The 24,936-nt window shown below is 65.0% G+C and carries 23 protein-coding genes; all 23 read left to right on the top strand.

All coding sequences use genetic code 11. The features are described from left to right. Nucleotides 1-50: 50 nt before the first annotated feature. The 23 genes from rfbB (at nucleotide 51) to FFS09_RS07600 (ending at nucleotide 24,932) form a co-directional block, all read left to right on the top strand. Complete coding sequence (gene rfbB / locus FFS09_RS07710) at nucleotides 51-1,121, top strand: dTDP-glucose 4,6-dehydratase (RefSeq protein WP_137918288.1); 1,071 nt, start codon at nucleotides 51-53, stop codon at nucleotides 1,119-1,121. Beyond that, entirely contained in the window at nucleotides 1,118-2,017 is a 900-nt protein-coding gene (rfbD, locus tag FFS09_RS07705; RefSeq protein WP_137918287.1) for a dTDP-4-dehydrorhamnose reductase, read from the top strand. Before rfbB ends, rfbD begins: the two co-directional genes overlap by 4 nt. Nucleotides 2,018-2,035: 18 nt before the next feature. Next, the gene (gene rfbA, locus FFS09_RS07700) at nucleotides 2,036-2,923 is read left to right on the top strand and encodes a glucose-1-phosphate thymidylyltransferase RfbA (RefSeq protein ID WP_137918286.1); all 888 of its coding nucleotides are present in this window, start codon (nucleotides 2,036-2,038) and stop codon (nucleotides 2,921-2,923) included. Continuing rightward, nucleotides 2,920-3,459: a dTDP-4-dehydrorhamnose 3,5-epimerase gene (gene rfbC, locus FFS09_RS07695; RefSeq protein WP_137918285.1), complete on the top strand. Its 540-nt coding sequence runs from the start codon at nucleotides 2,920-2,922 to the stop codon at nucleotides 3,457-3,459. The genes rfbA and rfbC overlap by 4 nt, the downstream gene beginning before the upstream one ends. Nucleotides 3,460-3,484: 25 nt before the next feature. Further along, a complete protein-coding gene (locus FFS09_RS07690) occupies nucleotides 3,485-4,783 on the top strand; it encodes a nucleotide sugar dehydrogenase (RefSeq protein WP_137918284.1) in 1,299 nt (432 codons plus the stop codon). Between the two features lie 17 nt (nucleotides 4,784-4,800). After that, nucleotides 4,801-5,751 (top strand): Gfo/Idh/MocA family protein, encoded by a 951-nt coding sequence (locus tag FFS09_RS07685; RefSeq protein WP_137918283.1) that lies wholly within the window; start codon nucleotides 4,801-4,803, stop codon nucleotides 5,749-5,751. Then, complete coding sequence (wbpD, locus tag FFS09_RS07680; RefSeq protein WP_137918282.1) at nucleotides 5,751-6,335, top strand: UDP-2-acetamido-3-amino-2,3-dideoxy-D-glucuronate N-acetyltransferase; 585 nt, start codon at nucleotides 5,751-5,753, stop codon at nucleotides 6,333-6,335. Before FFS09_RS07685 ends, wbpD begins: the two co-directional genes overlap by 1 nt. A 6-nt stretch (nucleotides 6,336-6,341) precedes the next feature. After that, nucleotides 6,342-7,436, top strand: coding sequence for a DegT/DnrJ/EryC1/StrS family aminotransferase (locus tag FFS09_RS07675; protein WP_137918281.1), 1,095 nt, complete (start codon nucleotides 6,342-6,344; stop codon nucleotides 7,434-7,436). 31 nt (nucleotides 7,437-7,467) lie between these two features. After that, nucleotides 7,468-8,469, top strand: coding sequence for an NAD-dependent epimerase/dehydratase family protein (locus FFS09_RS07670; RefSeq protein WP_137918280.1), 1,002 nt, complete (start codon nucleotides 7,468-7,470; stop codon nucleotides 8,467-8,469). Between the two features lie 17 nt (nucleotides 8,470-8,486). Beyond that, nucleotides 8,487-9,674, top strand: a complete 1,188-nt coding sequence (locus tag FFS09_RS07665) for a DegT/DnrJ/EryC1/StrS family aminotransferase (RefSeq protein ID WP_252374279.1) — start codon at nucleotides 8,487-8,489, stop codon at nucleotides 9,672-9,674. Beyond that, a complete protein-coding gene (gene asnB, locus FFS09_RS07660) occupies nucleotides 9,674-11,554 on the top strand; it encodes an asparagine synthase (glutamine-hydrolyzing) (protein ID WP_137918279.1) in 1,881 nt (626 codons plus the stop codon). The genes FFS09_RS07665 and asnB overlap by 1 nt, the downstream gene beginning before the upstream one ends. A gap of 12 nt (nucleotides 11,555-11,566) precedes the next feature. Next, nucleotides 11,567-12,121 (top strand): acyltransferase, encoded by a 555-nt coding sequence (locus FFS09_RS07655; RefSeq protein ID WP_252374278.1) that lies wholly within the window; start codon nucleotides 11,567-11,569, stop codon nucleotides 12,119-12,121. Next, the gene (locus FFS09_RS07650; RefSeq protein ID WP_137918278.1) at nucleotides 12,118-13,467 is read left to right on the top strand and encodes a glycosyltransferase; all 1,350 of its coding nucleotides are present in this window, start codon (nucleotides 12,118-12,120) and stop codon (nucleotides 13,465-13,467) included. The genes FFS09_RS07655 and FFS09_RS07650 overlap by 4 nt, the downstream gene beginning before the upstream one ends. Beyond that, complete coding sequence (locus tag FFS09_RS07645) at nucleotides 13,460-14,902, top strand: lipopolysaccharide biosynthesis protein (protein WP_171019914.1); 1,443 nt, start codon at nucleotides 13,460-13,462, stop codon at nucleotides 14,900-14,902. The genes FFS09_RS07650 and FFS09_RS07645 overlap by 8 nt, the downstream gene beginning before the upstream one ends. Nucleotides 14,903-14,925: 23 nt before the next feature. Further along, nucleotides 14,926-15,885 carry an NAD-dependent epimerase/dehydratase family protein gene (locus tag FFS09_RS07640; protein ID WP_137918276.1) on the top strand — a complete coding sequence of 320 codons (960 nt, stop codon included), beginning with the start codon at nucleotides 14,926-14,928 and terminating at the stop codon, nucleotides 15,883-15,885. Then, a complete protein-coding gene (locus tag FFS09_RS07635) occupies nucleotides 15,875-16,540 on the top strand; it encodes an LbetaH domain-containing protein (protein ID WP_137918275.1) in 666 nt (221 codons plus the stop codon). The genes FFS09_RS07640 and FFS09_RS07635 overlap by 11 nt, the downstream gene beginning before the upstream one ends. Further along, on the top strand, nucleotides 16,537-17,715 hold the full coding sequence (locus tag FFS09_RS07630) for a glycosyltransferase family 4 protein (protein ID WP_137918274.1): 1,179 nt from the start codon (nucleotides 16,537-16,539) through the stop codon (nucleotides 17,713-17,715). Before FFS09_RS07635 ends, FFS09_RS07630 begins: the two co-directional genes overlap by 4 nt. Further along, the gene (locus FFS09_RS07625; protein ID WP_137918273.1) at nucleotides 17,712-18,740 is read left to right on the top strand and encodes a lysylphosphatidylglycerol synthase transmembrane domain-containing protein; all 1,029 of its coding nucleotides are present in this window, start codon (nucleotides 17,712-17,714) and stop codon (nucleotides 18,738-18,740) included. Before FFS09_RS07630 ends, FFS09_RS07625 begins: the two co-directional genes overlap by 4 nt. Continuing rightward, nucleotides 18,737-20,689, top strand: coding sequence for a hypothetical protein (locus FFS09_RS07620; protein ID WP_137918272.1), 1,953 nt, complete (start codon nucleotides 18,737-18,739; stop codon nucleotides 20,687-20,689). Before FFS09_RS07625 ends, FFS09_RS07620 begins: the two co-directional genes overlap by 4 nt. Beyond that, a complete protein-coding gene (locus FFS09_RS07615) occupies nucleotides 20,686-21,630 on the top strand; it encodes a glycosyltransferase (RefSeq protein ID WP_171019912.1) in 945 nt (314 codons plus the stop codon). The genes FFS09_RS07620 and FFS09_RS07615 overlap by 4 nt, the downstream gene beginning before the upstream one ends. After that, complete coding sequence (locus tag FFS09_RS07610) at nucleotides 21,627-22,349, top strand: class I SAM-dependent methyltransferase (protein ID WP_171019911.1); 723 nt, start codon at nucleotides 21,627-21,629, stop codon at nucleotides 22,347-22,349. The genes FFS09_RS07615 and FFS09_RS07610 overlap by 4 nt, the downstream gene beginning before the upstream one ends. Then, nucleotides 22,346-23,389, top strand: a complete 1,044-nt coding sequence (locus FFS09_RS07605) for a glycosyltransferase (RefSeq protein ID WP_171019910.1) — start codon at nucleotides 22,346-22,348, stop codon at nucleotides 23,387-23,389. Before FFS09_RS07610 ends, FFS09_RS07605 begins: the two co-directional genes overlap by 4 nt. Nucleotides 23,390-23,477: 88 nt before the next feature. Continuing rightward, nucleotides 23,478-24,932 carry a hypothetical protein gene (locus FFS09_RS07600; protein WP_137918268.1) on the top strand — a complete coding sequence of 485 codons (1,455 nt, stop codon included), beginning with the start codon at nucleotides 23,478-23,480 and terminating at the stop codon, nucleotides 24,930-24,932. The last annotated feature ends 4 nt before the right edge of the window (nucleotides 24,933-24,936 follow it).

The following is a 24,936-nucleotide window of genomic DNA, read 5'->3' as shown; positions in this document are numbered from 1 at the left end:
GTGCCAAGCGGCCTGAAGGCGCTTGAAGACCAACCCCCAAGGGACAACCCATGATTCTGATCACTGGTGGCGCTGGCTTCATCGGCGCCAACTTCGTGCTCGACTGGCTCGCGCTCAACAACGAGCCGGTCATCAACCTCGACAAGCTCACCTACGCCGGCAACCTGGAAACCCTGGCCAGCTTGCAGGGCGATCCACGCCATGTGTTCGTGCAAGGCGACATTGGCGACAGCGCGCTGGTGGCCCGGCTGCTGGCCGAGCACCGCCCGCGCGCGGTCGTGCATTTCGCCGCCGAAAGCCATGTGGACCGGTCGATCCACGGCGCGGAAGACTTCGTCCAGACCAACGTGGTCGGCACCTTCCGCCTGCTCGAAGCCGTGCGCGCCCATTGGGCCGGCTTGGCCGACGCCGAGCGCGCGGCTTTCCGCTTCCTGCACGTGAGCACCGACGAGGTGTACGGCAGTCTGGCGCCCGACGCGCCCGCCTTCACCGAAACACACACCTACGAACCGAACAGCCCCTACTCGGCCAGCAAGGCCGCGAGCGACCACTTGGTACGCGCCTGGCACCACACGCACGGCCTGCCGGTGCTGACCACCAACTGCTCGAACAACTACGGCCCGTTCCATTTCCCCGAGAAGCTGATCCCGCTCATGATCGTCAACGCGCTCGCGGGCAAGCCCCTGCCGGTGTACGGCGACGGCATGCAGGTGCGCGACTGGCTGTACGTGAAGGACCACTGCAGCGCGATCCGCCGGGTGCTGGACGCCGGTACGGTAGGCGAAACCTACAACGTGGGTGGCTGGAACGAGAAGCCCAACATCGAGATCGTGCACACCATCTGCGCTTTGCTCGATGAGCTGCGCCCGCGAGCGGATGGCCAGTCGTACGCCACGCAGATCACCCACGTGAAAGACCGCCCCGGCCACGACCGCCGCTACGCAATCGACGCGCGCAAGCTCGAAGCCGAACTCGGCTGGAAGCCGGCCGAAACCTTCGGGACCGGCATCCGCAAGACGGTGCAGTGGTACCTGGACCACGCCGACTGGGTCGCGCGCGTGCAGAGCGGCGCGTACCGCCAGTGGGTGCAGACGCAGTACGGGGCGACGGCGGCCGCATGAAGATCCTGTTGCTCGGCAAGAACGGTCAGGTCGGCTGGGAGCTGCAGCGCAGCCTCGCGCCGCTGGGCGGGCTTGTCGCGCTGGACCGGCACAGCACCGAGGCAGATGGCGGTTGCGGCGATCTCAGCCAACCGCAACGCCTGCGCGAGACGGTGCTGCGGCTGCGACCGGATGTGATCGTCAACGCCGCCGCGCACACGGCCGTGGACCGCGCCGAGAGCGAACCCGAACTCGCGCGCACCGTCAACACCGTGGCGCCCGGCGCGCTGGCCGAAGCCGCACACGCGGTGGGTGCCCTGCTGGTGCACTACTCGACCGACTATGTGTTCGACGGCAGCGGTGATGCCCCCTGGCGCGAGGACGCGGCCACCGCGCCTTTGAGCGTGTACGGCGCCACCAAGCGCGATGGCGAGGACCGGGTGCGCGCCAGCGGTGCGCGCCATCTGATCTTTCGCACGAGCTGGGTCTACGCCGCGCGCGGCGGCAACTTCGCGCGCACCATGCTGCGGCTGGCGCAGGAGCGCGAGCGACTGACCGTGATCGACGACCAATGGGGCGCGCCCACTGGCGCCGACCTGATCGCCGACGTCACCGCCCACGCCATCCGCCAGACCTTGCGCGAGCCGACCTGCGCCGGCACCTACCACCTGTGCGCGGCGGGCGAGACAACCTGGAACGGCTACGCCCGCTTCGTGCTCGACACCGCCCGCGCGCTCAAGCCCGAGCTGGCGCTCAAGGCCCAAGAGGTCGCGCCCGTGCCGACCACGGCCTTCCCGACACCCGCGCGCCGCCCTCTGAACTCGCGCCTGGACACGAGGCGCCTGCGCGACACTTTCGGACTGGCCCTGCCCCACTGGCAGACCGGTGTGCGGCGTATGCTCGCCGAAATCCTCTGATCCACGGGGCACCCACGCATGACGCAACGCAAAGGCATCATCCTCGCTGGAGGCTCGGGCACCCGCCTGCACCCGGCCACGCTGGCGATCAGCAAGCAATTGCTGCCGGTGTACGACAAGCCGATGATCTATTACCCGCTGACCACGTTGATGCTGGCCGGCATCCGCGAGGTGCTGGTGATCAGCACGCCGCAGGACACGCCGCGCTTCCAGCAGTTGCTGGGCGACGGCAGCGCCTGGGGCATGAGCCTGCAGTACGCGGTGCAGCCCAGCCCCGATGGCCTGGCGCAGGCCTTCATCATCGGCGCCGATTTCCTGGGTGACTGCCCGAGCGCGCTGGTGCTGGGCGACAACATCTACTACGGCCACGACTTCGCGAGCCTGCTGGCCGACGCCGATGTACAAACGTCGGGAGCCACGGTGTTCGCGTACCACGTGAACGACCCGCAGCGTTATGGCGTGGTGGCTTTCGATGCGCAGGGCAAGGCCCGCAGCATCGAAGAGAAACCGGCGCAACCGAAAAGCAACTACGCGGTGACGGGGTTGTATTTCTACGACCAGCAGGTGGTCGACATTGCGCGCGCGGTGAAGCCCAGTGCGCGCGGCGAACTGGAGATCACCGCCGTCAACCAGGCCTACCTGGAACGCGGGCAGTTGAACGTGCAGATCATGCAGCGGGGCTATGCCTGGCTGGACACCGGCACGCACGACAGCTTGCTGCAGGCGGGGCAATTCATTGCCACGCTGGAGCACCGGCAGGGGTTGAAGATTGCTTGTCCGGAGGAGATCGCGTGGCGGCATGGCTGGATTGATGACGCACAGTTGGAGACCTTGGCCCAACCGGTGCTGAAGAATGGCTATGGCCAATACCTGATGCGCCTGCTCAGGGACCCGGTGCTGCGATGAACGTCATTCCCACCCGCATTCCCGACGTGCTGATCATCGAACCCAAGGTGTTCGGTGACGCGCGGGGCTTCTTTTTCGAGAGCTTCAACCAGAAGGCTTTCAACGAGGCCACCGGCCTGGACGTGAACTTCGTCCAGGACAACCACAGCCGCAGCGCCCAGGGTGTCCTGCGTGGGCTGCACTATCAGGTTCAGCAGCCGCAGGGCAAGCTGGTACGGGTGGTGCGAGGCGAGGTGTTCGATGTGGCGGTGGACATTCGAAAGAACTCCCCCACATTCGGACGCTGGGCCGGCGTTAAACTCAGCGAGGACAACCACCGACAGCTGTGGATTCCCGCGGGCCTAGCACACGGCTTCCTGGTGCTCAGTGAGTCGGCCGATTTCCTCTACAAGACCACCGACTACTACGCGCCTCAGCATGAGCGCTGCATTGCTTGGAACGATCCTGACATCGGGATTGAATGGCCGAGCACGGACGCTCCGCAGCTCTCAGCCAAAGACCAACTCGGCAAGCGGCTTCGTGAGGTCGATCTCTGATGCTCTCTCACCCCTTGAGCTGTAAATGAACCTTGACCAGAAGACTATAGCCATCATCGGCCTGGGCTATGTGGGCCTGCCACTGGCGGTTGAATTCGGCAAGCACCGTCCGGTGCTCGGTTTCGACATCAATGCCGATCGCGTGAACGAGTTGCGCCAAGGTCGTGATCACACGCTCGAGTGCAGCACGGAAGAACTTGCTCTGGCAAAACAGCTGGCTTTCAGTTGCGACAACAATGATCTACAAGAAGCTCAAGTCTTCATTGTCACGGTGCCCACCCCGGTGGACCAAGCCAACCGGCCAGACTTAACGCCGCTGATCAAGGCCAGCGAAACCGTGGGACTGGCGCTCAAAGCCGGAGATGTGGTGATCTACGAATCCACGGTCTACCCTGGTGCCACCGAGGAAGTCTGCGTCCCGGTGCTTGAGCGCCACAGCGGACTGATATTCAACAAAGATTTCTTCTGCGGCTATAGCCCGGAACGCATCAACCCGGGCGACAAGGTCAACACGCTCACCACCATCCGCAAAATCGTCAGCGGCAGCACGCCTGAGGTGGCGGACGCGGTCGATGCGCTGTATTCCCAGATCATCAAGGCGGGTACCTGGAAGGCCGGCAGCCTGAAGGTTGCCGAAGCCGCCAAGGTGATCGAGAACAGCCAACGGGACCTCAACATTGCCTTCGTCAATGAGCTCTCAGTCATCTTCGAACGCATCGGCATCGACACGCTGGAGGTGCTGGAAGCCGCCGGCAGCAAATGGAACTTCCTGCCCTTCAGGCCCGGCATGGTGGGCGGCCATTGCATCGGCGTCGATCCCTACTACCTCACGCACAAGGCCGAAGAGGTGGGCTACCACCCGCAGGTCATCCTGGCCGGGCGGCGCATCAACGACAACATGGCGCGCTACGCGGCGCGCAACGTCATCAAGCGCATGCTCAACAACGGCATCGACGTGCCGCGCAGCACGGTCGGCGTGCTGGGCGTCACCTTCAAGGAAAACTGCCCCGACATCCGCAACAGCAAGGTGGCCGACCTGGTGCGCGAACTGCAGGCCTGGAACGTCAACGTGGTAGTGGTCGACCCCTGGGCCGACCCCGAGGAAGTGCGCCATGAATACGGCATCGAGCTCTCGACGCTGGATGGCGCGCAGCCGGTGGACAGCCTGATCGTGGCTGTGGGGCACGAGGAATTCCGAGCGATGGATTCGGCCGCACTGCGCCGCTTGTGCAAGGGCGACTGCCAGCCCGTGCTGGGCGACCTCAAGAGCCTGTACGACCGCCACGCCGCCACGCGCGACGGTTTCACCGTCTTCCGTCTCTGAACATAGATCAACCCCACATGAAGAACTTCGCCCTCATCGGCGCCGCCGGCTACATCGCTCCGCGCCACATGCGCGCCATCAAGGACACCGGAAACAAGCTCTCGGTGGCCTACGACGTCAACGACTCGGTCGGCATCATCGACAGCATCTCGCCGCAAAGCGAGTTCTTCACCGAGTTCGAGCGCTTCCTGGAGCACGCACACCAGCTCAAGCGCCAGAGCAGCACGGCGCTGGACTACGTGTCTGTGTGTTCGCCCAACTACCTGCATCACGCACACATCGCGGCCGGCCTGCGCCTGGGTTGCGATGTCATCTGCGAAAAGCCCCTGGTGCCCACGCCCGACCTGCTCGACGAGCTCGCGCGCATTGAGCAGGAGACCGGGCGCCGCGTCTTCAACATCCTGCAACTGCGCCACCACGACGCCATCCTGAAACTGCGCGAGAAAGTGGCCGCCGCGCCCAAGGACACCAAGTTCGATGTCGAGCTGACCTACATCACTTCGCGCGGCAAGTGGTATGCCGAGAGCTGGAAGGGCGACCCACGCAGGGCTTTCGGCGTGGCCACCAACATCGGCGTGCACTTCTACGACATGCTGCACTTCGTCTTCGGCAAGCTGCAGCGCAACGTCGTGCACCACAGCGGTGAAGCCAATGCGGCCGGCTACCTGGAGTACGAGCGCGCGCGCGTGCGCTGGTTCCTGTCCATCGACGCGAACGACCTGCCTGACGAGGCGAAGGGCAAGAAGTCCACCTTCCGCAACATCGACATCAGTGGCGAGCAGCTCGAATTCTCCGAAGGCTTCACCGACCTGCACACCACCAGCTACCGCGAGTTGCTGGCCGGGCACGGTTACGGCCTGGCCGATGCACGCCACTGTATCGAAACCGTCGACGTCATCCGCAGCGCCACGCCAGTTCGCGGCGAGGCGGGCGAAGTCCACCCCTTCGTGCAAGGCAGGCGCGGCTGATGCAGGACGTGAGCATCCACCCCAGCGCCATCGTGGACGAAGGCGCGCAGATCGGGCCCGGTTCGCGGGTCTGGCACTTCGTGCATGTGTGCGCCGGTGCACGCATTGGCGCGGGCGTCTCGTTGGGGCAGAACGTGTTCGTGGGCAACCGGGTCCGCATCGGCGACCGCTGCAAGATCCAGAACAACGTAAGCGTGTACGACAATGTCACGCTGGAAGAAGGCGTGTTCTGCGGACCCAGCATGGTGTTCACCAACGTTTACAACCCCCGCGCGCTCATCGAACGCAAGAACGAGTACCGCGACACGCTGGTCAAGCGCGGTGCCACGCTGGGCGCCAATTGCACCGTGGTGTGCGGGGTGACGATCGGCGAACACGCCTTTGTGGCTGCGGGCACGGTGGTTAACCGCGACGTGCCAGCCTACGCGCTGATGGTGGGCGTGCCGGCGCGACAGCTCGGCTGGATGAGCGAGTTCGGCGAGCGCTTGCCCTTGCCTGTCGAGGGCGCTGCCGAAGCCACCTGCGAACACACCGGCGCGCGCTATGCGCTGCGCGGGAACACGCTGGAAAAACTCAGGAGCTGATCAGTCATGGAATTCATCGACCTCAAGGCGCAATACCGCCGGCTCAAGACCGAGATCGACGCCGGCATTCAGCGCGTGCTCGACCATGGCCAGTACATCCTGGGCCCCGAAGTGGACGAGCTCGAGGAAAAGCTGGCCGCCTACACCGGTGTGCGGCATTGCATCTCCGTGGCCAATGGCACCGACGCGCTGCAGATCGCCTTGATGGCGCTGGGCATCGGCCCAGGCGATGAAGTGATCACACCGGGCTTCACCTACATCGCCACCGCTGAAACCGTGGCGCTGCTGCGAGCCCAGCCGGTGTACGTGGACGTCGACGAGAAAACCTACAACCTGGACCCGGCGAAGCTCGAAGCCGCCATCACGCCGCGCACCAAGGCCATCATTCCGGTGAGCTTGTTTGGCCAGTGTGCCGACTTCGACACTATCAACGCGGTCGCAGCGCGCCATGGCATCGCGGTGATCGAGGACGCGGCGCAGAGCTTCGGAGCACTCTACAAAGGGCGCAAGAGCTGCAACCTGAGCCAGATCGCCTGCACCAGCTTCTTCCCCAGCAAGCCGCTGGGGTGCTATGGCGACGGCGGCGCGATCTTCACGAACGACGACGAGCAGGCCAAGGTGATGCGCCAGATCTCGCGCCACGGCCAGGACCGGCGCTACCACCACGTGCGCGTGGGCGTGAACAGCCGGCTCGACACGCTGCAGGCGGCCGTGCTGCTGCCCAAGCTCAAGGTGTTGGACGAAGAGATCGCGCTGCGCCAGAAAGTGGCCGCCCGCTACGAACGCCTGCTGCGCGCCGCGGGCATCGACACCACGCCGCATATCGAGAGCCACAACGTCAGCTCGTGGGCGCAATACACCATCCAGGTGGACAACCGCGAAGTGGTGCTGGCCGCACTCAAGGAGGCTGGCATTCCCACCGCCGTGCACTACCCGATTCCACTCAACAAGCAACCCGCGGTGGCCGACCCGTCGGCCCGTCTGCCCGTGGGCGATCTGATTGCCCAGCGCGTGATGAGCCTGCCCATGCACCCGGGCCTGGACGAGGCCACCCAGATCCGCGTGGTCAACGCGCTGCAGTCGGCCCTGTGCCCGGCCTGAAGCAACACATTCGATTCAACGAGGAGTACACATGGACGTCAGAGGCAAGAAATTCGTGATCGTGGGCGGTGCAGGTCTCATCGGTTCGCACACCGTGGACCGCCTGCTCAAGGAAGACATCGGCGAAGTCCTCATCTACGACAACTTTGTGCGAGGCACGCGCGAAAACCTGACCGAGGCGCTGAAAGACCCACGCGTGCGCGTCTACGACGTGGGCGGCGACGTGATGCAGACCGACATCCTGCAATCGGCCTTCGAGGGTGCAGACGGCGTGTTCCACCTCGCCGCACTGTGGCTGCTGCAATGCCACGAATACCCACGCACCGCGTTCGACGTGAATGTGCGCGGCACCTTCAACGTGATGGAAGCCTGTGTGGCCAAGGGCGTCAAGCGCCTGGTCTGGTCGTCCTCGGCCTCCGTGTACGGCGATGCCGTGGAAGAGCCGATGACCGAGAACCACCCGTTCAACAACCAGAACTTCTACGGCGCCACCAAGATTGCTGGCGAGGCCATGATGCGCGCCTACCACCACCGCTACGGCCTTAACTTCGTGGGTCTGCGCTATATGAACGTCTACGGTCCGCGTCAGGACTACCACGGCGCCTACATTGCCGTGATCATGAAGATGCTTGACGCGATCGACAAAGGCGAGAGCCCGACCATCATGGGCGACGGCTCCGAGGCCTTCGACTTCGTGGCAGTGGAAGATTGCGGACTGTCCAACGTGTGCGCCATGAAGGCCGACACGGTGGACAGCTTCTACAACGTGGGCACCGGCCGTCGTACCTCGCTGAAGGAACTTGCCGAAAGGCTGATCGCGATTACTGGCTGCCAGCAGCCGATCCGCTACGCCCCGCGCAGCCAGGCCACGCTGGTGCGCAATCGCATCGGCTCGCCCAAGAAGGCCAGCCAGGAAATCGGCTTCACCGCTGAGATTGGCCTCGATGAAGGGCTGCGCCGCCTGATCGAATGGCGCGCCTCGCACAAGGCCGAGGTAGCGGCGCGGCGCACTGCCGTCGGCCTGCCGACCTGAACCATAAAAGGTATCCCATGAGTACAAACACCGCGACCATGCAAGTCCCCATTGCCCGCACCCAACTCACCGAAGAAGAAATCCAGAGCGTGCTCGGCCCACTGCGAAGTGGCTGGCTTGTGCAGGGTCCGAAGGTGCGAGAGTTCGAAGACAAATGGAGCGCCTTTACCGGCGCAAAACATTCGATCGCTGTGACCTCCTGCACCACGGGCCTGCACTTGGCGCTGGCCGCACTGGGATTCGGTCCTGGTGACGAAGCCATTGTTCCGGCTTTCACCTGGATTGCCACTGCAAATGTCATCGAGCACCTGGGTGGCAAGGTGGTGTTCTGCGACATCGACCTCGAGACCTTCAACCTCGACCTGGCCGACCTCGAAGCCAAGATCACGCCGCGCACGCGCGCGATTCTGCCTGTGCACCTGTTCGGCCTGCCGGCCGACATGGACGGCGTGAACCGCCTGGCACGCGCACACAAGCTCTGGGTGCTGGAAGATGCCGCCTGCGGCTTCGGCAGCCGCATCGGCGATCGCCACGTGGGCACCTTCGGCCACGCAGCGTCCTTCAGCTTCCACCCTCGCAAGGCCATCACCACCGGCGAAGGCGGCATGGTCACCACCGACGACGACGAACTGGCGGTGAAGCTGCGCCGGCTGCGCGACCATGGGGCGGCCATCAGCGACCTGCAGCGCCACCTGGGCCCTCGCCCCTACTTGCTGGCCGACCACCCCGACGCCGGCTACAACCAGCGCATGACCGACATCCAGGCGGCCCTGGGCTCGGCGCAGATGGACCGTGCGGCGGCCATCGTGGCCGAGCGCCAACGCCTGGCGCACGTCTATGACGAGGCGTTCGCCGGCCTGTCCTGGCTGCGCACGCCGGCCCATATCGACAACATGACCCATGGCTACCAGAGCTACCCCTGCCTGTTCCAGCCCGAGCCTGTCACGCGCGATGCCATTGCCCGCGTCAATGCGCGCCGCAACGACTGGATGGACCGGCTGCTGAAAGCCGGCATCTCCACGCGCCCGGCCACGCACGCCGTGCACATGCTGCAGTTCTATCGCGAGAAGTACCAGCTGTCGTCAGGCGACCTCCCCAATGCCTGGGCCGCCAATGACTGCAGCATTTCGCTGCCGCTGTTCCATGGCATGAGCGAGGCCGAACAGGCCTATGTGATCGACCAGGTTCTGAGCTCGAACCCCTGATGTGCGGCATCGCTGGTCTGATCAATCTATCGGGCGACGCGGTGTCGCCGGCCATCCTGCAGCGGATGACCGATGCCATCGCCCATCGCGGTCCTGACGGCGAAGGCCACTGGATCGAAGGACCGGTGGGGTTCGGGCACCGACGCCTGGCCATCATCGACCTCACGCCCGGCGGACATCAGCCGATGATCAGCGCCGACCACCGCTACGTCATCACCTACAACGGCGAGATCTACAACTTCCGCGAGTTGCGCGCCGAATTGCAGGCGGCTGGCTACTGGTTCCGCTCGCAATCCGACACCGAGGTGCTGCTGCACGCCCTGGCGTGTTGGGGCGCCGAGGCCCTGGGGCGCCTCAACGGCATGTTCGCACTGGCCCTGTGGGACCGCAAGGAACAACGCCTGCTGCTCGCCCGCGACCGTTACGGCATCAAGCCCTTGTACGTGGCACGGCAAAACGGGCAGTTGCTGTTCGCATCGGAACAGAAGGCGATCCTGACCCATCCCGCGTTCCAGCGGAAGCTGGACAAAGCGGCGCTGCTGGAATACCTGACGTTCCAGAACATCTTCACCGATCGCACCTTGCTGGAGGATGTGCAGTTGCTGCCCGCGGGCCACTACGCCACGCTGGACCTGCGCCAGCCGAACGCGGCACTGGTCCGCACGCGCTACTGGGACTACCGCTTCCGCGAACCGGACCAGCCCGCCAGCCGCGAGGAGTACCTGGAAGAGCTCGACCGCCTGTTCCGCCAAGCCGTCAACCGCCAGCTCGTGAGCGACGTCGAGCTGGGCGCCTATCTGTCGGGCGGCATGGACAGCGGCTCGATCACCGCGGTTGCCGCACAGTCCTTCGCGAACCTCAAGACCTTCACCTGCGGTTTTGACCTGAGTTCGGCCTCTGGCATCGAGTTGGCGTTCGATGAACGCGTCAAAGCCGAGGCCATGTCGGCGCGCTTCAAGACCGAGCATTACGAGATGGTGCTCAAAGCCGGCGACATGGAGCGCTGCATGCCCCGGCTGGCCTGGCACCTGGAGGAGCCCCGGGTGGGTCAGAGCTACCCCAACTACTACGCCGCCCAACTCGCCAGCAAGTTCGTCAAGGTCGTGCTGTCCGGCAGCGGGGGGGACGAGCTCTTCGGTGGTTACCCCTGGCGCTACTACCGCGCCGCGGTCAACCAGGACTTCGAGCACTACATCGATCAGTACTACGCGTTCTGGCAGCGGCTCATCCCCAACACGGCCCTGTCCAAGGTATTCGCACCGATCTGGGGCGACGTGAAGCACGTCTGGACGCGCGACATCTTTCGCGACGTCTTCCTGACGCACGACAACGAGCTCGACCGGCCCGAGGACTACATCAACCACTCGCTCTACTTCGAGGCCAAGACCTTCCTGCACGGCCTGTTCGTGGTGGAGGACAAGCTCAGCATGGCGCACGGGCTGGAGGCCCGCGTGCCCTTCATGGACAACGACCTGGTCGACTTCGCCATGCAATGCCCGGTCAACCTCAAGCTCAACAACCTGGCGGAGGTGGTGCGCATCAACGAGAACGAGCCGGGCGGCAAGACGGACAGGTACTTTCAAAAGACGCGGGACGGCAAGCAGTTGCTGCGCGACGTGATGCGTCGCCACATACCGGCGGGGATCGCGGACGCAGAGAAGCAGGGCTTCTCCTCACCTGACGCCAGTTGGTTCAAGGGCGAAAGCATCGACTTTGTGCGCCGCACGCTGCTGCAGGGGCAGCCGCGCATCTACGAGTATCTCGACCGCGCGAGCATCCATTCGCTGGTCGATGATCACCTGCAGGGTCGCCAGAACCGGCGCCTGCTGATCTGGTCGCTGCTCAACCTGAACGCCTGGCTCGAGCAGCACCTACCCTGAAAGGAGCGGTAAATGGACGATTCCATGGACCCCGACAAGTCCCCGGACCTCGCGCTGGACAACTTGCTTGTCGCACTCAGGCAACTCCACGCCGAGCAGGCTCGCAAGGTGCTGACCGAGTGGCAACGCTCGCTGCCGTTCGGCGACTACATCGTCGACCGATGGGAACGCGCCGCCAGCCTCGGCTTCGGTCCAGGCGCCAGCATCTACGACAGTGCGCTGGTGCTCGGTCAGGTCCGCATCGGCGAGAAAACGTGGATCGGCCCCTTCACCGTCCTGGACGGATCGGGTGGTCTGGACATTGGCGCATTCTGTTCGATCAGTGCGGGCGTCCAGATCTACAGCCATGACACCGTCGCGTGGGCGCTGAGCGGGGGAACGGCGCCAGCTGAGCGGGCACCGGTGTCCATCGGTAGCCGCTGCTACCTGGGTCCGAACGTTGTCGTCAGCAAAGGTGTGCGCATCGGCGACGGCTGCGTGATCGGCGCAAACAGCCTGGTGAACTCGGACATCCCTGCGGGCTCGCGCGCGTGGGGCACGCCAGCAAGAGTCATAGGTCTGGCGTGAAGCGCGGCAGAGCTCGCTCACCACGCATCTTCCTCGGCATTACCGAGGTGTCAGGCTATTTCTCTCGACTTAGGCTGGGGCTGCTGGAGCTCGGTGCAGACGCCGTGCACGTATCCGTCCATGCCCATCAGTTCGGCTATGAAGCGGGCCCGGTCCCCTGGATCGTGGCCTGGTCGCGGCGCGCTGTCGCTCGCCGGGCCGTCGCGGCAGACACGTCCCGCCTTCGCAGCGCAGTTGCCCTGACGAACGTCATCGCTTCTCGCTCGGCGCTGCTGGTCTGGGCGATGTGCCGCTTTGATGTTTTCATTCTGGGCGCCGGCTCGTCTTTCTTTGCCCTGCGTGAATTGGCCCTGCTTCGCTGGCTTGGCAAGCGGGTCATCTACACCCTTCATGGCACCGATGCCCGCCCGCCATACATCGACGGGTTTTTCCCCGCTCTGCGCCCGGCACTCGATGGTCAGTGGCAAGACAGCGCCACCGCGGACCGGGCACTCGACGAACTGGCCACAGAGGTTGCTCGGCGGGTGCGCTTCCTGCGGCGTCTGGAGCGCTATGCGGACGTCATCGTCTGTGGACCCAGCTACGGTCACTTCCTCTCGCGGTCCTATGTCAACTTCTACGCCATCGGGTTGCCCACGCCCCTTCCCGCTCCGGAAAGCAGTGCAGGCAAACGGAAAACGCCCACACCCGCGACAGTCGTTTTGCATGCGCCTTCCCAGACGGCCGGCAAGGGCACCGCGCTCATCCGGAACATCGTCACCCGCTTGCAGCAGGAGGGGATGCCCATCGATTACCGGGAAATTTCCGGACGGCCCAACCATGAGGTCATGGCCGCCCTGCGTGAAGCCGATGTCGTGATCGACCAGGCCTGGTCCGATACGCCAATGGCGGGCTTCGCGGCGGAGGCTGCGGCCAGCGGCTGCCCGGCTCTGGTCGGCGGCTATTTCAGCGCCCTGGTGGGAGAGGCAGTGCCTGAGTCCTGGCGACCGCCCACCACATTTGTCGCACCCGAGCAACTGGAGGAAGGCTTGCGGGATCTGGCCGCCGATCCGCAGGAGCTGGCCCGCCTCGGAGAGGTGGCGCGCGAATACGTCTCGGCCCAATGGTCACAGAGGGCCGTGGCGGCCAAGATGCTGCAGCTTGTGCAGGAAGTACCACCGGAGTGGTTGGTCGCGCCGGCAAGCTGCCCCTACCTGGAAGGCTGCGGGCTCACGCGAGAGCAAGCCCGTTCGACCGTCCGCCGCCTGATTGACCGCCATGGCATCGGTGCGCTGGGCCTTTCGCATGCGCCCGCGCTTCAGAAGGCCTTCGCCACCTTCGCTCAGGCGGAGGCCGGGGATGTTTAGACGCCTCGCCAGCGACAGTTTGCAGTATGGCGCTGCGATGCTCCTGGTGCGCGGGCTGCAAATCTTCCTGCTACCGGTTTACACCAGCGTCCTGGGGGCAGGCCACTATGGCGTGGTCGAAGTCGCGACGATTGCTGGCGCACTGGTGAACCTGACCGTCGCGCTGGAAATATCCCAGGGCATGGCCCGGTATGTGGCCGATTCGTCTTCGCCTCAAGACCGACGCCGGTATGCAACGACCGCCGTCCTTTTCGCGACGGCGGCGTACACCGCCTTTTTCCTGCTTGCATCGGCAGCATCCGATCGTCTGAGTCAGTGGCTTTTCGACGGCCAGGCCGGGGCTTCCGAGATCGTGCTCATCGCGGCTGCGCTGGCACTCAACGGCGTCTTCGTCCTGCTGCAGGATCTGTTGCGCTGGCTTCTGCGCCCAGGCGCCTACCTGCTCGCAAGCCTGGCATACGCCGTTGGCACTGTTTCTGTTGGCGCTACGCTGGTTGTCCACGCAGATTGGGGGGTAGCAGGCGTGTTTTGCGGCCAGCTTGCAGGTGCCGCATTGGGTCTGGCGGTGTCGGCTTGGTCGGCCCGTAGCCTTCTTGGCCTGCGGGCCGACAGCAAGGCGTTTCGTACCATGCTGCGCTTCTCGCTACCCTTGGTCGTCTCGGGCATCGCGGTGTTCTGCAGCACGTTCGTCGATCGAATTGTGGTGCGCAACGTCCTGGGCCTCGAAGCGTTGGGCGTGTACGGCGTGGCGGCGCGGTTCGCGTCGGTAACGGGCATCCTTACGGTGGGTCTGCAGGCCGCGCTATCGCCGCTGGTCTACCGCGCCTGGCGTGAGCAAGGCATGGGCGGACAGCTGGCACAGGCATTCCGCTTCTATTGCTTCGGCATGTTGCCCGTGCTGGGAGGACTGAGCCTGTTCGCCGGCGAGATCCTGCTGGCGGCCACGGGTCCGCAGTTCCATGAAGCGCGCCATGTGCTGCCCATCCTTGCAGCGGCATCGATACTGGCCGCGCTATACGTGTTCGCGCCGGGCTTGTTTCTGGGTGAACGCACCGGCCGGGTGGCCCTGCTCAACCTGGCGGGAGCCGCTTTCAACCTTGCGCTGTGCCTGGCGTTGGTGCCCCTGCTGGGTCCGAGCGGCGCTGCACTGGCTGCTATCATCGCGGCCGCCAGTGTCTTCGCCGGCTTCGTTGGCGGGGGCAACGTGCATTTCAGCGTCCCTTTCGACGCCCGGCGCGGCGCGGCCGCTCTGGCGCTTGCCGTGGCCCTGGTCACCACCGGGCTGGCCTGGAACCAGGCTGCACCTCATTGGGACCTGTTGCAACTCCTTGGCAAATCAGCCCTGCTGATCATGGCCACCTTCATCGCCTTCGTCGTTGTGTTGCGGCCCGAGGACCGCCTTCGACTGCGGGCTGCCGTCAAGCGACTGACATAACACCCTCTGAAGAGGAACACCAAATGGCCATTATCGGAAAACACATCGTCATCACCGGCGGCGCCGGCTTCATCGGCTCCACCTTGGCCGGCCGCCTGGCCGACCGCAATCGGGTCACGCTGTTCGACAACCTGGCGCGCAACACCATCCAGCACACCGGCGGCGCACTGCACCCCAACGTGTCGCTGGTGCAGGGCGACATCCTCGATCCCGCGGCGGTGAAACGGGTGTTCACGGATGCCGACATCGTGGTGCACGCGGCCGCCATCGCTGGCATCGACACCGTGATCAAGTCCCCCGTGAAGACCATGGAAGTGAACATGATCGGCACCGCCAACGTGCTGCGCGCGGCACAGGAAGCGGGTGTGAAGGACCGCGTAATCGAGTTTTCCACCTCAGAGGTCTTCGGCAGCATGGCCTACCGGGTGACGGAGGAGAACCAGGCGGTGGCAGGCTCCGCCGGCGAAGCGCGCTGGGTGTACGCCGTCAGCAAGCTTGCTGGCGAGCACTTGGCCCATGCCTACTTCCGCGAGCACAACATGCCCATTGTCACGCTGCGCCCCTTCAACATCTATGGCCCCGGCCAGACCGGCGAGGGCGCCATCCAGATCTTCATCCGCAAGGCGCTGCGCAACGAGCCTATCTCCATCTATGGCGACGGCTCGCAGATCCGCGCCTGGTGCTTCGTCGACGACATGGTCGACGCCCTGATGCTCGCACTGGAACATCCCAAGGCCATCGGCGAATCCTTCAACGTGGGCAATGCGCGCGCGGTCACCACCATCTTCGGTCTCGCCGAAGCGGTGTGCCGCGTGCTGGGCTCGCAGTCCGAGATCGTGTTCAAGCCACCGCTGTCGGCCGACATCGAGCTGCGCATCCCCGAGACCCGCAAAGCCGCCGAGGTGCTGGGGTTCAAGGCCAAGGTCGACCTGGAGGAAGGCATTCGCCGGACGGCCGACTGGTACCGCAGCAATGCCATCTGACGCTCTGATCGAGCTCGTGCTGGTGGGTGGCGGCGGCACCAGTGCCGACGTGCTCGCCATCGTCGACGACATCAACCGCGAGGCCCCGCGCTACCGCGTGCGCGGCCTGCTCGACGATGCTCTGACGCCGGGCTCGCAGCAATTCGGCGTGCCGGTGCTCGGCGGCCTGAGCGACGCGCCGCAGCTGCTGGGCAACGGCCGTTTGGTCGACTGCCTGGGCAGCCCGCGCAGCAACGCGCGCCGCGAGGCTTTGTTGCAGGCCAAAGGCCTGGCAGGGCTTCCTTTTGAAAGCCTGGTGCACCCACGCGCCGTCGTGGCCAGCAGCGCCGATCTCGGGGAAGGCTGCATCTTGTACCCCAACGTGGTGTTGCTGGCGCAGGTGCGCCTGGGCCGCCACGTCACCGTACTGGCCAACTGCGTGCTGAACCACGATGTGTGTGTCGAGGATTTCGGCATCCTCGCCAGCGGCGTCAACCTTTCGGGCCGGGTGCACGTGGGCCGGGCAGCCTACCTGGGCTGCGGCTGCAACGTGCGCGAAAACATTCGCATTGGCGACGGTGCACTGGTGGGGCTGGGCAGTGCCGTGGTGCAAAACGTGGCTCCAGGGGCCGTGGTGGCGGGCGTGCCTGCACGTGTTCAAAGGTCAGGCACATGAACATCCTGCTGGTGGGCGGCATGTTTCCGCCCATGCGCACCGGTACCGCGTTCTACACCCAGAGCCTGGCGGCGGAGTTGCAGCGGCAAGGTCATGTCGTCGAAGTGGTGACACTGGGCTCAACCTTGTCGAGCACCAAAGAAGACGAACTCACGGTGCACCGTCTGCCGGCGTGGCGGTTGCCGCTGGCGGGCTTCTTCAAGCACTACCAGCTTTGCGCATTCAATCCACTCAACTGGTGGCGTCTGGCACGCATCGCCCGCAAGTTCGAGGCCGACGCGGTACTGCTGGTGAACCACTATCTGGACATCGCGTTACCGGCCGCATTCGCGGCCTGGTGCGTCAAGGCGCCCCTGGTCTGCTCTGTGGGCACGCAGCTGCAATCGCTCAATCCGCGCCGTGACCGCATCCTGAATCGACTCGATCGATGGATCTGCGGCCACGCGGTGTTTCCGTTCTGTGATGCGGTCGTCGCGTGGGACACGCAGATTCGCCAGTACCTGGCGGACGTACAGGGCGAACGCGTGCTGCGCAAGACCGCTATCGTCAACTACGGTGTGGCCGGCGACAGCATGGCGCTTCTGGCGCACGAGAGCGACCACCGAGCGCGCAACGTGATTCTTGGTGTGGGGGCCGTCAGCGAACAGCGCAGCTTCGTACCGCTGGTCAAGGCCTTTGCCCTGCTCGCTCCAGACTTCCCGGCTTTGAGGCTGCGCATCGTGGGCCATGTGTACTACGACGAGGCGCGCCGGCTCGCGCACAGTCTCGGCCTGGGCGAGCGTGTCGAGTTTCTCGGGGAGTGCCCCCATGAAGAGGTACTCGCCCACATGAAAGCCGCCGACCTGCTGTACTCGTCCCTGACGGGTCGTTACGTGGGCATGGGCACGGCCACCATCGAGGCCATGCTGCTGGCGGTTCCCACGGTGGTCAACACCCCACTCGATCTGCTCGGTACGGCGACCTTGATCGACGGAGAGCACCTCGTGCAATGCATCGACAACACGCCTGAGGTCATCGCGGAACGGTTGCGCCCCTTGCTGACCGACGAGACGCACCGGCGCCGCGTAGGCCTCGGCGGACGGCGCTTCGTGCAGGAGCATATGAATTGGCCGAAGGTGGCTCGAGACATGAGCGCGCTGCTGACCCGCCTCGTTGATGGGCGAGCCGCAAGATGAACCGCTGGCGACAGCACGCTCTGACACTCATAGGTCTCGCCGTGAGCCTGATCGCCATCGGCTGGCTGTTGAGCAACTTCGACCTCAGCGAGGTGGCCAGGACACTGGCACGCGCAGACCTCACGATCCTCTTGCCATTGCCGCTGATCCTGATTGCCTCGTTCGCGCTGCGAACTCAACGCTGGCGGCTCGTGGTGGAACATGAACCACCGGTGCACTGGTGGCCTGGATTTCGCGCACTGATGATTGGCTACCTGCTGAACAATGTGCTGCCCGCCAGGGCCGGCGACGTGGCGCGCGCCCTTGAACTGGGCCGCACTGAGCAGATGTCGCGCACCAAGGTCTTTGCCACACTCGTGGTCGAGCGCACCGCGGACCTCGCCTTCATGCTCGCGTTGTTGTCGGTTGTGCTGCTCTCTTACCCCGCCATTCCCGAGTGGCTCAAGCAAGCAGGCCTGGCGGTGACCGCGATCACGGTATTGGCAATGTCCTTGCTAGCCGCTGCCCACCTCCTGGGCAAACGCCTCATTCCGTGGCTGCACCGACGGCTGCTTCAGCGCCTCCCGATCCAGGCGGCGACTCGGGTGCAGAACATCCTCGCATCGGCACTTGACGGGATCGCCGGTGGCTTTCGCCTGAAACACTTCACCGGGTTCCTGGCACTCACGGTTGTGATCTGGGTGCTGGAAGTGGCGTTGGTGTGGCTCATCGCACGCGCCATCGGGCTCGACCTGGCGCCCGGCAACGCCCTTTTCGTCTTGTTGCTGATCGCCATCGGCACCATGGTCCCGGCGTCACCGGGTTTCGTGGGTACCTACGAGTTCTTCGGCGTGGCGGCCCTGGGCATGCTGCAGGTGCACGGCGCCCAGGCACTGGCTTTCGTCGTCCTGCTGCACCTGGCCACCCTGCTCGGATCCACGCTGATCGGCGCGCTGTGCTTCCTGGCGCGACCGGCTGCGCCATCGCCGCGCGCCATCGGGGCGCAGGATATCGCGTCCGCGCACTGCCCAGACGACAAGACATGAACGCCCACCCCACTGTCACCCTGGCCACGCTGATGCTGGCTGTACCGGTCACCACCGCACACGCCCTGGCCTGCTTGGGGGCAGGCCGCGCCATTCAATGGGCCCTGGACCATCGCGCTCCCGCCCGGCCGGCGCCCACCTCGGACGCCTGGGTGGACCTCGCCACGCAATTCCTGGCGGGCCTGATGGTCTTCACCGCGGTGTTCACCGTGCTGGGCCTCATGGGCCAATTGCGCCCCGTGCCGGTCGGTGCCGTGCTGGGCCTGGGCTGGCTGGCGCTGATCGCAAGCCGCCCAAGCGCCGCGCGGGGCCTGGCCATGCTGCGCAACGCCTGGGGCAGCATCTGGCACCTGAACTGGCCGATGCGCTGCCTGGCCGCAGTGGTGGTGCTGTTTTTCCTGTGCCTGGCCCCGGCCGCCCTCACCATGCCGCCCACGGGCGATGCCGAAGCCTTCTACCTCGCCTACGCCATGATCATGGCCAGCAGCGGCGTGCTGGAGCCCATGCGCGGCACCTACGAGCCGTTTTCCAGCATCAGCCTGCCGGCGGAACTGCACTACGCCGTGCTGATGCGCTGGCAGGGCACGGCCGCCGCCAAGTTCCTGGTCTGGCCGGTGGCGCTGACCTGCGGCGTGTTCCTCTCGGGCATCGTCGGCCGCTGCGGCGGTGGCCTGGTGGCGCGCTGGGTGGCCTGGATCATCCTGATCTCTTCGTCGAGCTTCACGCTGTATGTGTTCGACGGCAAGGTGGACCTGTTCGGCGCCGCCTTCGCCCTGGCCGCCTTGTACTGGCTGCTGCGCGATGCGCCGACAGATGATCGCAGGCTCGCCCTGGCCTGGGCGGGTTTGATGGCTGGCAGCGCCACGGTCGCCAAATTCTCGTACGTGATCACGCTGGGGATGGCCATGCTGGTTCTGCTGGTCTGGCAGCACCGTGGCCGGGGCCAGGCGTACGGCACCCGCGACCTCATGCGCACCGCCCTTGTGCTGGGCGCCTGGGCGGTGCTGGCCTGGCTGCCCCAGTTCCTCAAGAACGGGGTGCTGTATGGCGCGCCGCTGGCACCCTTCCTCGGCATGGGTGAGGTCGGCTCCTGGCTGAACCAGGTCTGGCACAGCCCCGAGGTGACTCGAGAGATCCTGCTGACCTACCCTTACGCTCTGGTGTTTGGCGAGTACCCCATGCAAGGTGGTGGCGTTTCGATGCTGCTGTTGGGCCTGCCGGTACTGGCTTGGTTCGTGCTGCGGCGAGGCGCCACCGACAAACGACTGCTCGACAGTCCCGTGACTGCGGTGACGCTGGCCGCCGTGCTGTCCACCCTGGCCTGGGTGCTCATTCGGCCCTCGGTACTCGCGCCGCGCTATATCCTCGCCACGCTCATGTTGTTCGCGCCCCTGGCGGCGCTGACGGCTGAGGCAGCGCTGGCCGATCGGCGCTGGTGGCTGCGCCTGGGCGCCTGGGGCCTGCTGGCGCTGGCGCTCTATTGGACCGTCAGCACGGTTCGCTCGGGCCCGCACAACCTGCTCCTGCTGATGACCGACCGGGCCGAACGCTGCCTCAAGGCCAGCGGATCCTGCAGAGCCCTGTCAGCCCTGGCCACTGAGGGGCGGCCCGGCGAGCGCGTCATGATGGCCGCGTACTACGGCTACTGGCTACGATCGGACCAGTTGCAGTGCCAGGCCAGTCGGGCCGAAAAGAAGAGCGTGGCCGAAGCCGACGACGTGTTGGCCGCCCTGCAGGCGGGCGGCTTTCGCTACATGGTGGTGGAGCGCAGCTCGCACGGCGAGTTGGAGGAGCGCCTGTTGCGGGCGCGCGAACCTGTGCGCCACTTGGTCAAACTAGGCGATATCGTGGTGTATGTGGTGCCGCCGGCGGCCGACGCACAGCCACCACAATGCATCGAAACCCGTCCTGGCGAATGGAAAGTCCTGCCGCACGGAGCCTCGAAATGAACCTGCCCGCCCCTCTGGTCTCGATCGTCATCCCGGCCTACAACCACGGCAACTATTTGGCCGAGGCGATCCGCAGCGTGCTGGCGCAGGATCACTCGCCTTTGGAGCTGATCGTGCTGGACGACGGCTCGACCGACCACACGCCCGATGTACTGGCGCGCGTGGACGGCGACTTCTTGCGCGAGAGACACGCCAACATCGGACAGGCCCGCACGCTGGAGAAGGGCTGGTCCATGGCCAAGGGCTCGATCCTTGGCTACCTCAGCGCCGACGACACCCTGGCGCCGGGCGCGGTGAGCGCAGCGGTGGCGGCCTTGCAGGCCGATCCCGACGCCGTGGCGACCTATTGCGACTACCACCTGCTCGACCCGCAGTCGCGCCCGGTGAGGCAGGTGCAGGCGCCGCCCTATGACTACCGCGCCATGTTCGTCGACGTCGTGTGCCCGCCCGGCCCGGGCGCCTTCTTCCGCCGAGACGCGTACGACGCGACTGGGCCGTGGAACCCGGCGCTGCGGCAAATGCCAGACTACGATTTCTGGCTGCGCCTGGGACTGCATGGGCACTTCATCCGCATCGAGCGACCGCTCGCCGGTTTCCGGGTGCACGACGACTCCCAGTCGTTCGCGCCCACCACGCCGCAGCGCGCTGCCGAACCCGTCGCCATCATCGAAGGCCTCCTGCGCACGCCGGGCTTGGCGCCCGACATCATGACCCAGGGGTCGCAAGCGCTGGCGCACGCGCACCTGATCAGCGCGCAGTTGCACCTGCGGGCGGGCCGATGGGGCGCGGCGGGCCGTTCCGTGCGTGCGGCCTGGTCGCAGTCCTGGTCGCGCGTGCTGTCCATGCGGGCCCTGCGCCTGCTCGGCAATGCCTTGTTCAACCGCGCAGGCCACCGCTTGTTGTGGACCCTGCGCTCCGGCCTGTCCGCGCGAAACCCATGACCCACGACCCTGTCACCCGCCGCTACACCGAGGGCGATTACGCCCGGCAGAACCCCGACTGGGATAGCGCCGATTCGCCCTGGAAAGCCCACCAGGTGCTGGGCCTGCTGGCGCGCCATGGCCTGTCCCCTGCCAGCGTAGTCGAGGTGGGCTGCGGCGCGGGCGGCGTGTTGTCGGCCCTGCGCGCCCAGTTGCCGCAGGCCGAATTGCGGGGCTTCGACATCGCCCCCGGCCTACCCGCGCTGTGGTCGCGACGCCAAGCCGACGACATTCACTTCACCCTGGGCGACTACCTGGCCAGCGACGAGCCTGCGCCCGAACTCACGATGGTGCTTGACGTGCTCGAACACCTGGGCGATCCCTTCTCCTTCCTGGCGCGCCTGCGCGAGCGCACCGGCTGGACCGTATTCCACATCCCGCTCGACCTTTCGGCCATCAGCGTGCTGCGCGAGCGTCCGCTGCTGCACGTGCGCCACAAAGTAGGGCACTTGCACTACTTCACGCGCGGACTGGCCGTGGCCATGCTCGAGGAATGCGGCTACGAGATCGTGGAAGCACGCTACACCGGCGCTTCGCTCAACGCCCCACGCCGATCGTTCAAGACCCGAATGGCAGGCTTGCTGCGCCAGGCAATCTACGCCGTCCATCACGACCTGGGCGCACGCCTGATGGGCGGAGAAACCCTGCTGGTCCTTGCCAGGCCCAAGGTGGCAGCGTGACGCTGATCGTTCACGCACCCAACGTTCATCTGGGCGGCGGGCGCACCCTGCTGCTGTCCTTGCTCAATGCCGTCCCCGCACGAGACAGTGTGGCATTGCTCGACACCCGGCTGGACACGTCGGGCGTGCCGACGGATCTCGTGCTGGAACGCTTTTCACCCACTTTGGTGGGACGGTGGCGCGCAGAAAGGCGCATCCTGCAACTCGCACGGCCCGGCGACACGGTGCTGTGTTTTGGCAATCTGCCCCCCTTGTTTCGCAACCAGGGGCGTGTGGCCGTGTTTCTGCAGAACCGGTATCTCTTCGGTGAGCGGAATCTGCGCGCATTTTCCTTGTGGGAGCGCTGGCGCATTGGGCTGGAGCGGCTTTGGTTTTCTCATCGCCTGGACATGGAAACGATGCTCGTCTATGTCCAGACCGCCTCCATGGCGGGTGAACTCCTGCGCGAGACCGGCGTCGCGGCTCGCGTGTTCCCGTTCATTCCCTCTGAGACATCCTCCGGGTCTGGGCAGATCGAACCTCCCGAGTTCGACTTCATCTACGTGGCTTCTGGCGAGCCGCACAAGAACCACCAACAGTTGATTGACGCGTGGAAAGCTCTTGCACAGCAAGGCTCTTTTCCCACTCTGTGCCTGACCCTGGAGCCCAAAAGGCATGCGGACCTGCTCGAGCACCTGAGGCACACACAGGATCGCCACGGCCTGCGGATCACCAATGTCGGTCCTGTAGCCCCCACCGACATGGCGCGCTGTTACCGGCGCTCGCGTGCGTTGATCTACCCATCGACGCTGGAATCGTTCGGGCTTCCACTGATTGAAGCGTCACAGCTGGGCCTGCCCATACTCGCGTCCGAACTGGACTATGTGCGCGATGTCGTCACGCCTGCCGAGACGTTCAACCCCAACTCACCGGTATCCATCGCCCGCGCGGTCAGCCGCTTCCTGCGGCAAGAGCAGGCGCCGCAACCCATGTTTTCCAGCACAGCCTTCGTGCGCGATGTCATTGGCGAAACAGCACGACCGCAATCCGCCCGCAAGTGACCACCCACGTAAAATCCGCCCGCATCACAGCAGTAGAGCGCGCAAGCAAGCGCGCCTGCTCCGCACCACGCATGGAGCTTGAATACCGATGATCCGAATTTTCGCCTCGCTGTTTGCCTTGGCATGCCTGGGGTTGGCGCTTGTTGCGGGCGCCCGCTATGAAGGCCAATGGATCGTCTATGCGCTGTTTACGCTGACGGCGAACGCTCTGTTGTTCATCGGTTTTCGCCAGAAGGCCATCTATTTCGACACCTTCATCGGCATCTTCCTGTGGCTTGGCTTCTGGCTGAAGCTGTCGCTGCGCGTGGCGTTCGCTTCAGGTCGATTTCACGAATCGATTGGCGCTTTCGACGGTTCGGGCGCCGCTTTCGATCACGCACTGATGGTGGCCTCGTTGGGCTTTGGTGGCCTGTTGTTGGCCAGCCTCATCAGGCAGCGGTTGTTTTGCTACCCCGCGACTCCGCCGTCGTGCACGGGCCAAGGTCTGTTCGAACTCTACCGAGCCTACCGCACGACCTGTCTTGTGCTATTCGGCTTGTTGGTGCTGGGCATCGCACTCAGCAACATCTGGCTGGGCATTTACCAGCGGGGCATGGTGACGCAAACGGTGTTGCCATTTGGCCTCAATGGCATCTACAAGTGGCTGCTGCAGTTCGGGCTGTCCTCGATGGCGGCGCTGATCATCCGGTTCGAGATCGAACTTCAGCGAAACGTGTCCATGGTGGCTATCTTCCCGCCGTTGCTGGAGTGCTTTGCGTCCAATGTTTCACTGCTTAGCCGTGGCATGGTCCTCAATGCCGCGGCCCTGGGGCTGGGTGGCCTGCGCACCGTGCTGGCCATGAGCGTGCGGCTACATCTGCGAACCGTGGCCGTGGCTGCGATCGCATTCACCGTCTTGTTCGCGGCGTCGGTGCTCTGCGTCAACTACCTACGCGCCAGCAGCGTGCTGGGCGCGATCTACAATCCCCCCACGGCGGCAACCCCGGAGGCGACGCTCGCCTACGACTCCAACGACTTTGCCAAGAGCGCCAAGACCATGACGGGGCCCCTCTTCATCGATCGGTGGGTCGGTATCGAGGGCGTGATGGCGGTGTCGTCTTCCGACCGACTCGGCTGGCCTCTTTGGCGAGAAGCTTGGCAGGAGACGTTTCAGGAAGGTCGGCTCAGCCTTTTTGACCGCTACTTTATCGATTCACCCTATAACGAGTTGGGGATCGACAAGTCCAAGCACCATTTCGTTTCACTTCCCGGTGTCATCGCGTTCTTTTACTACCCCGGCTCGATGGCCTTCGTCTTCGCCGGCCTGCTTGTGCTCGGGCTGGTGGGCGCGCTTTTCGAGTTCCTGTCGTATCGACTGGCTGGGCAAAACTGGGTGCTGTGCTCGTTGCTTGCCCAAGTCGTGGCCTTTCGGTACGCGAGTTTTGGATACGTTCCGGGGCAGTCCCACCTGCTCTTTGGCACTGTGTTGCTGAACGTACTGCTTATAGGCGTGGCGAGCTGGTCGATCCGGCGTTTGATGAACACGCCTCGCATCGCTCGCTAGCCGC

Origin of the sequence: Hydrogenophaga sp. 2FB (assembly GCF_005503365.1) — a bacterium.
GTDB lineage: Bacteria > Pseudomonadota > Gammaproteobacteria > Burkholderiales > Burkholderiaceae_C > Hydrogenophaga.
This window is presented reverse-complemented; position numbering and strand designations above follow the sequence as displayed.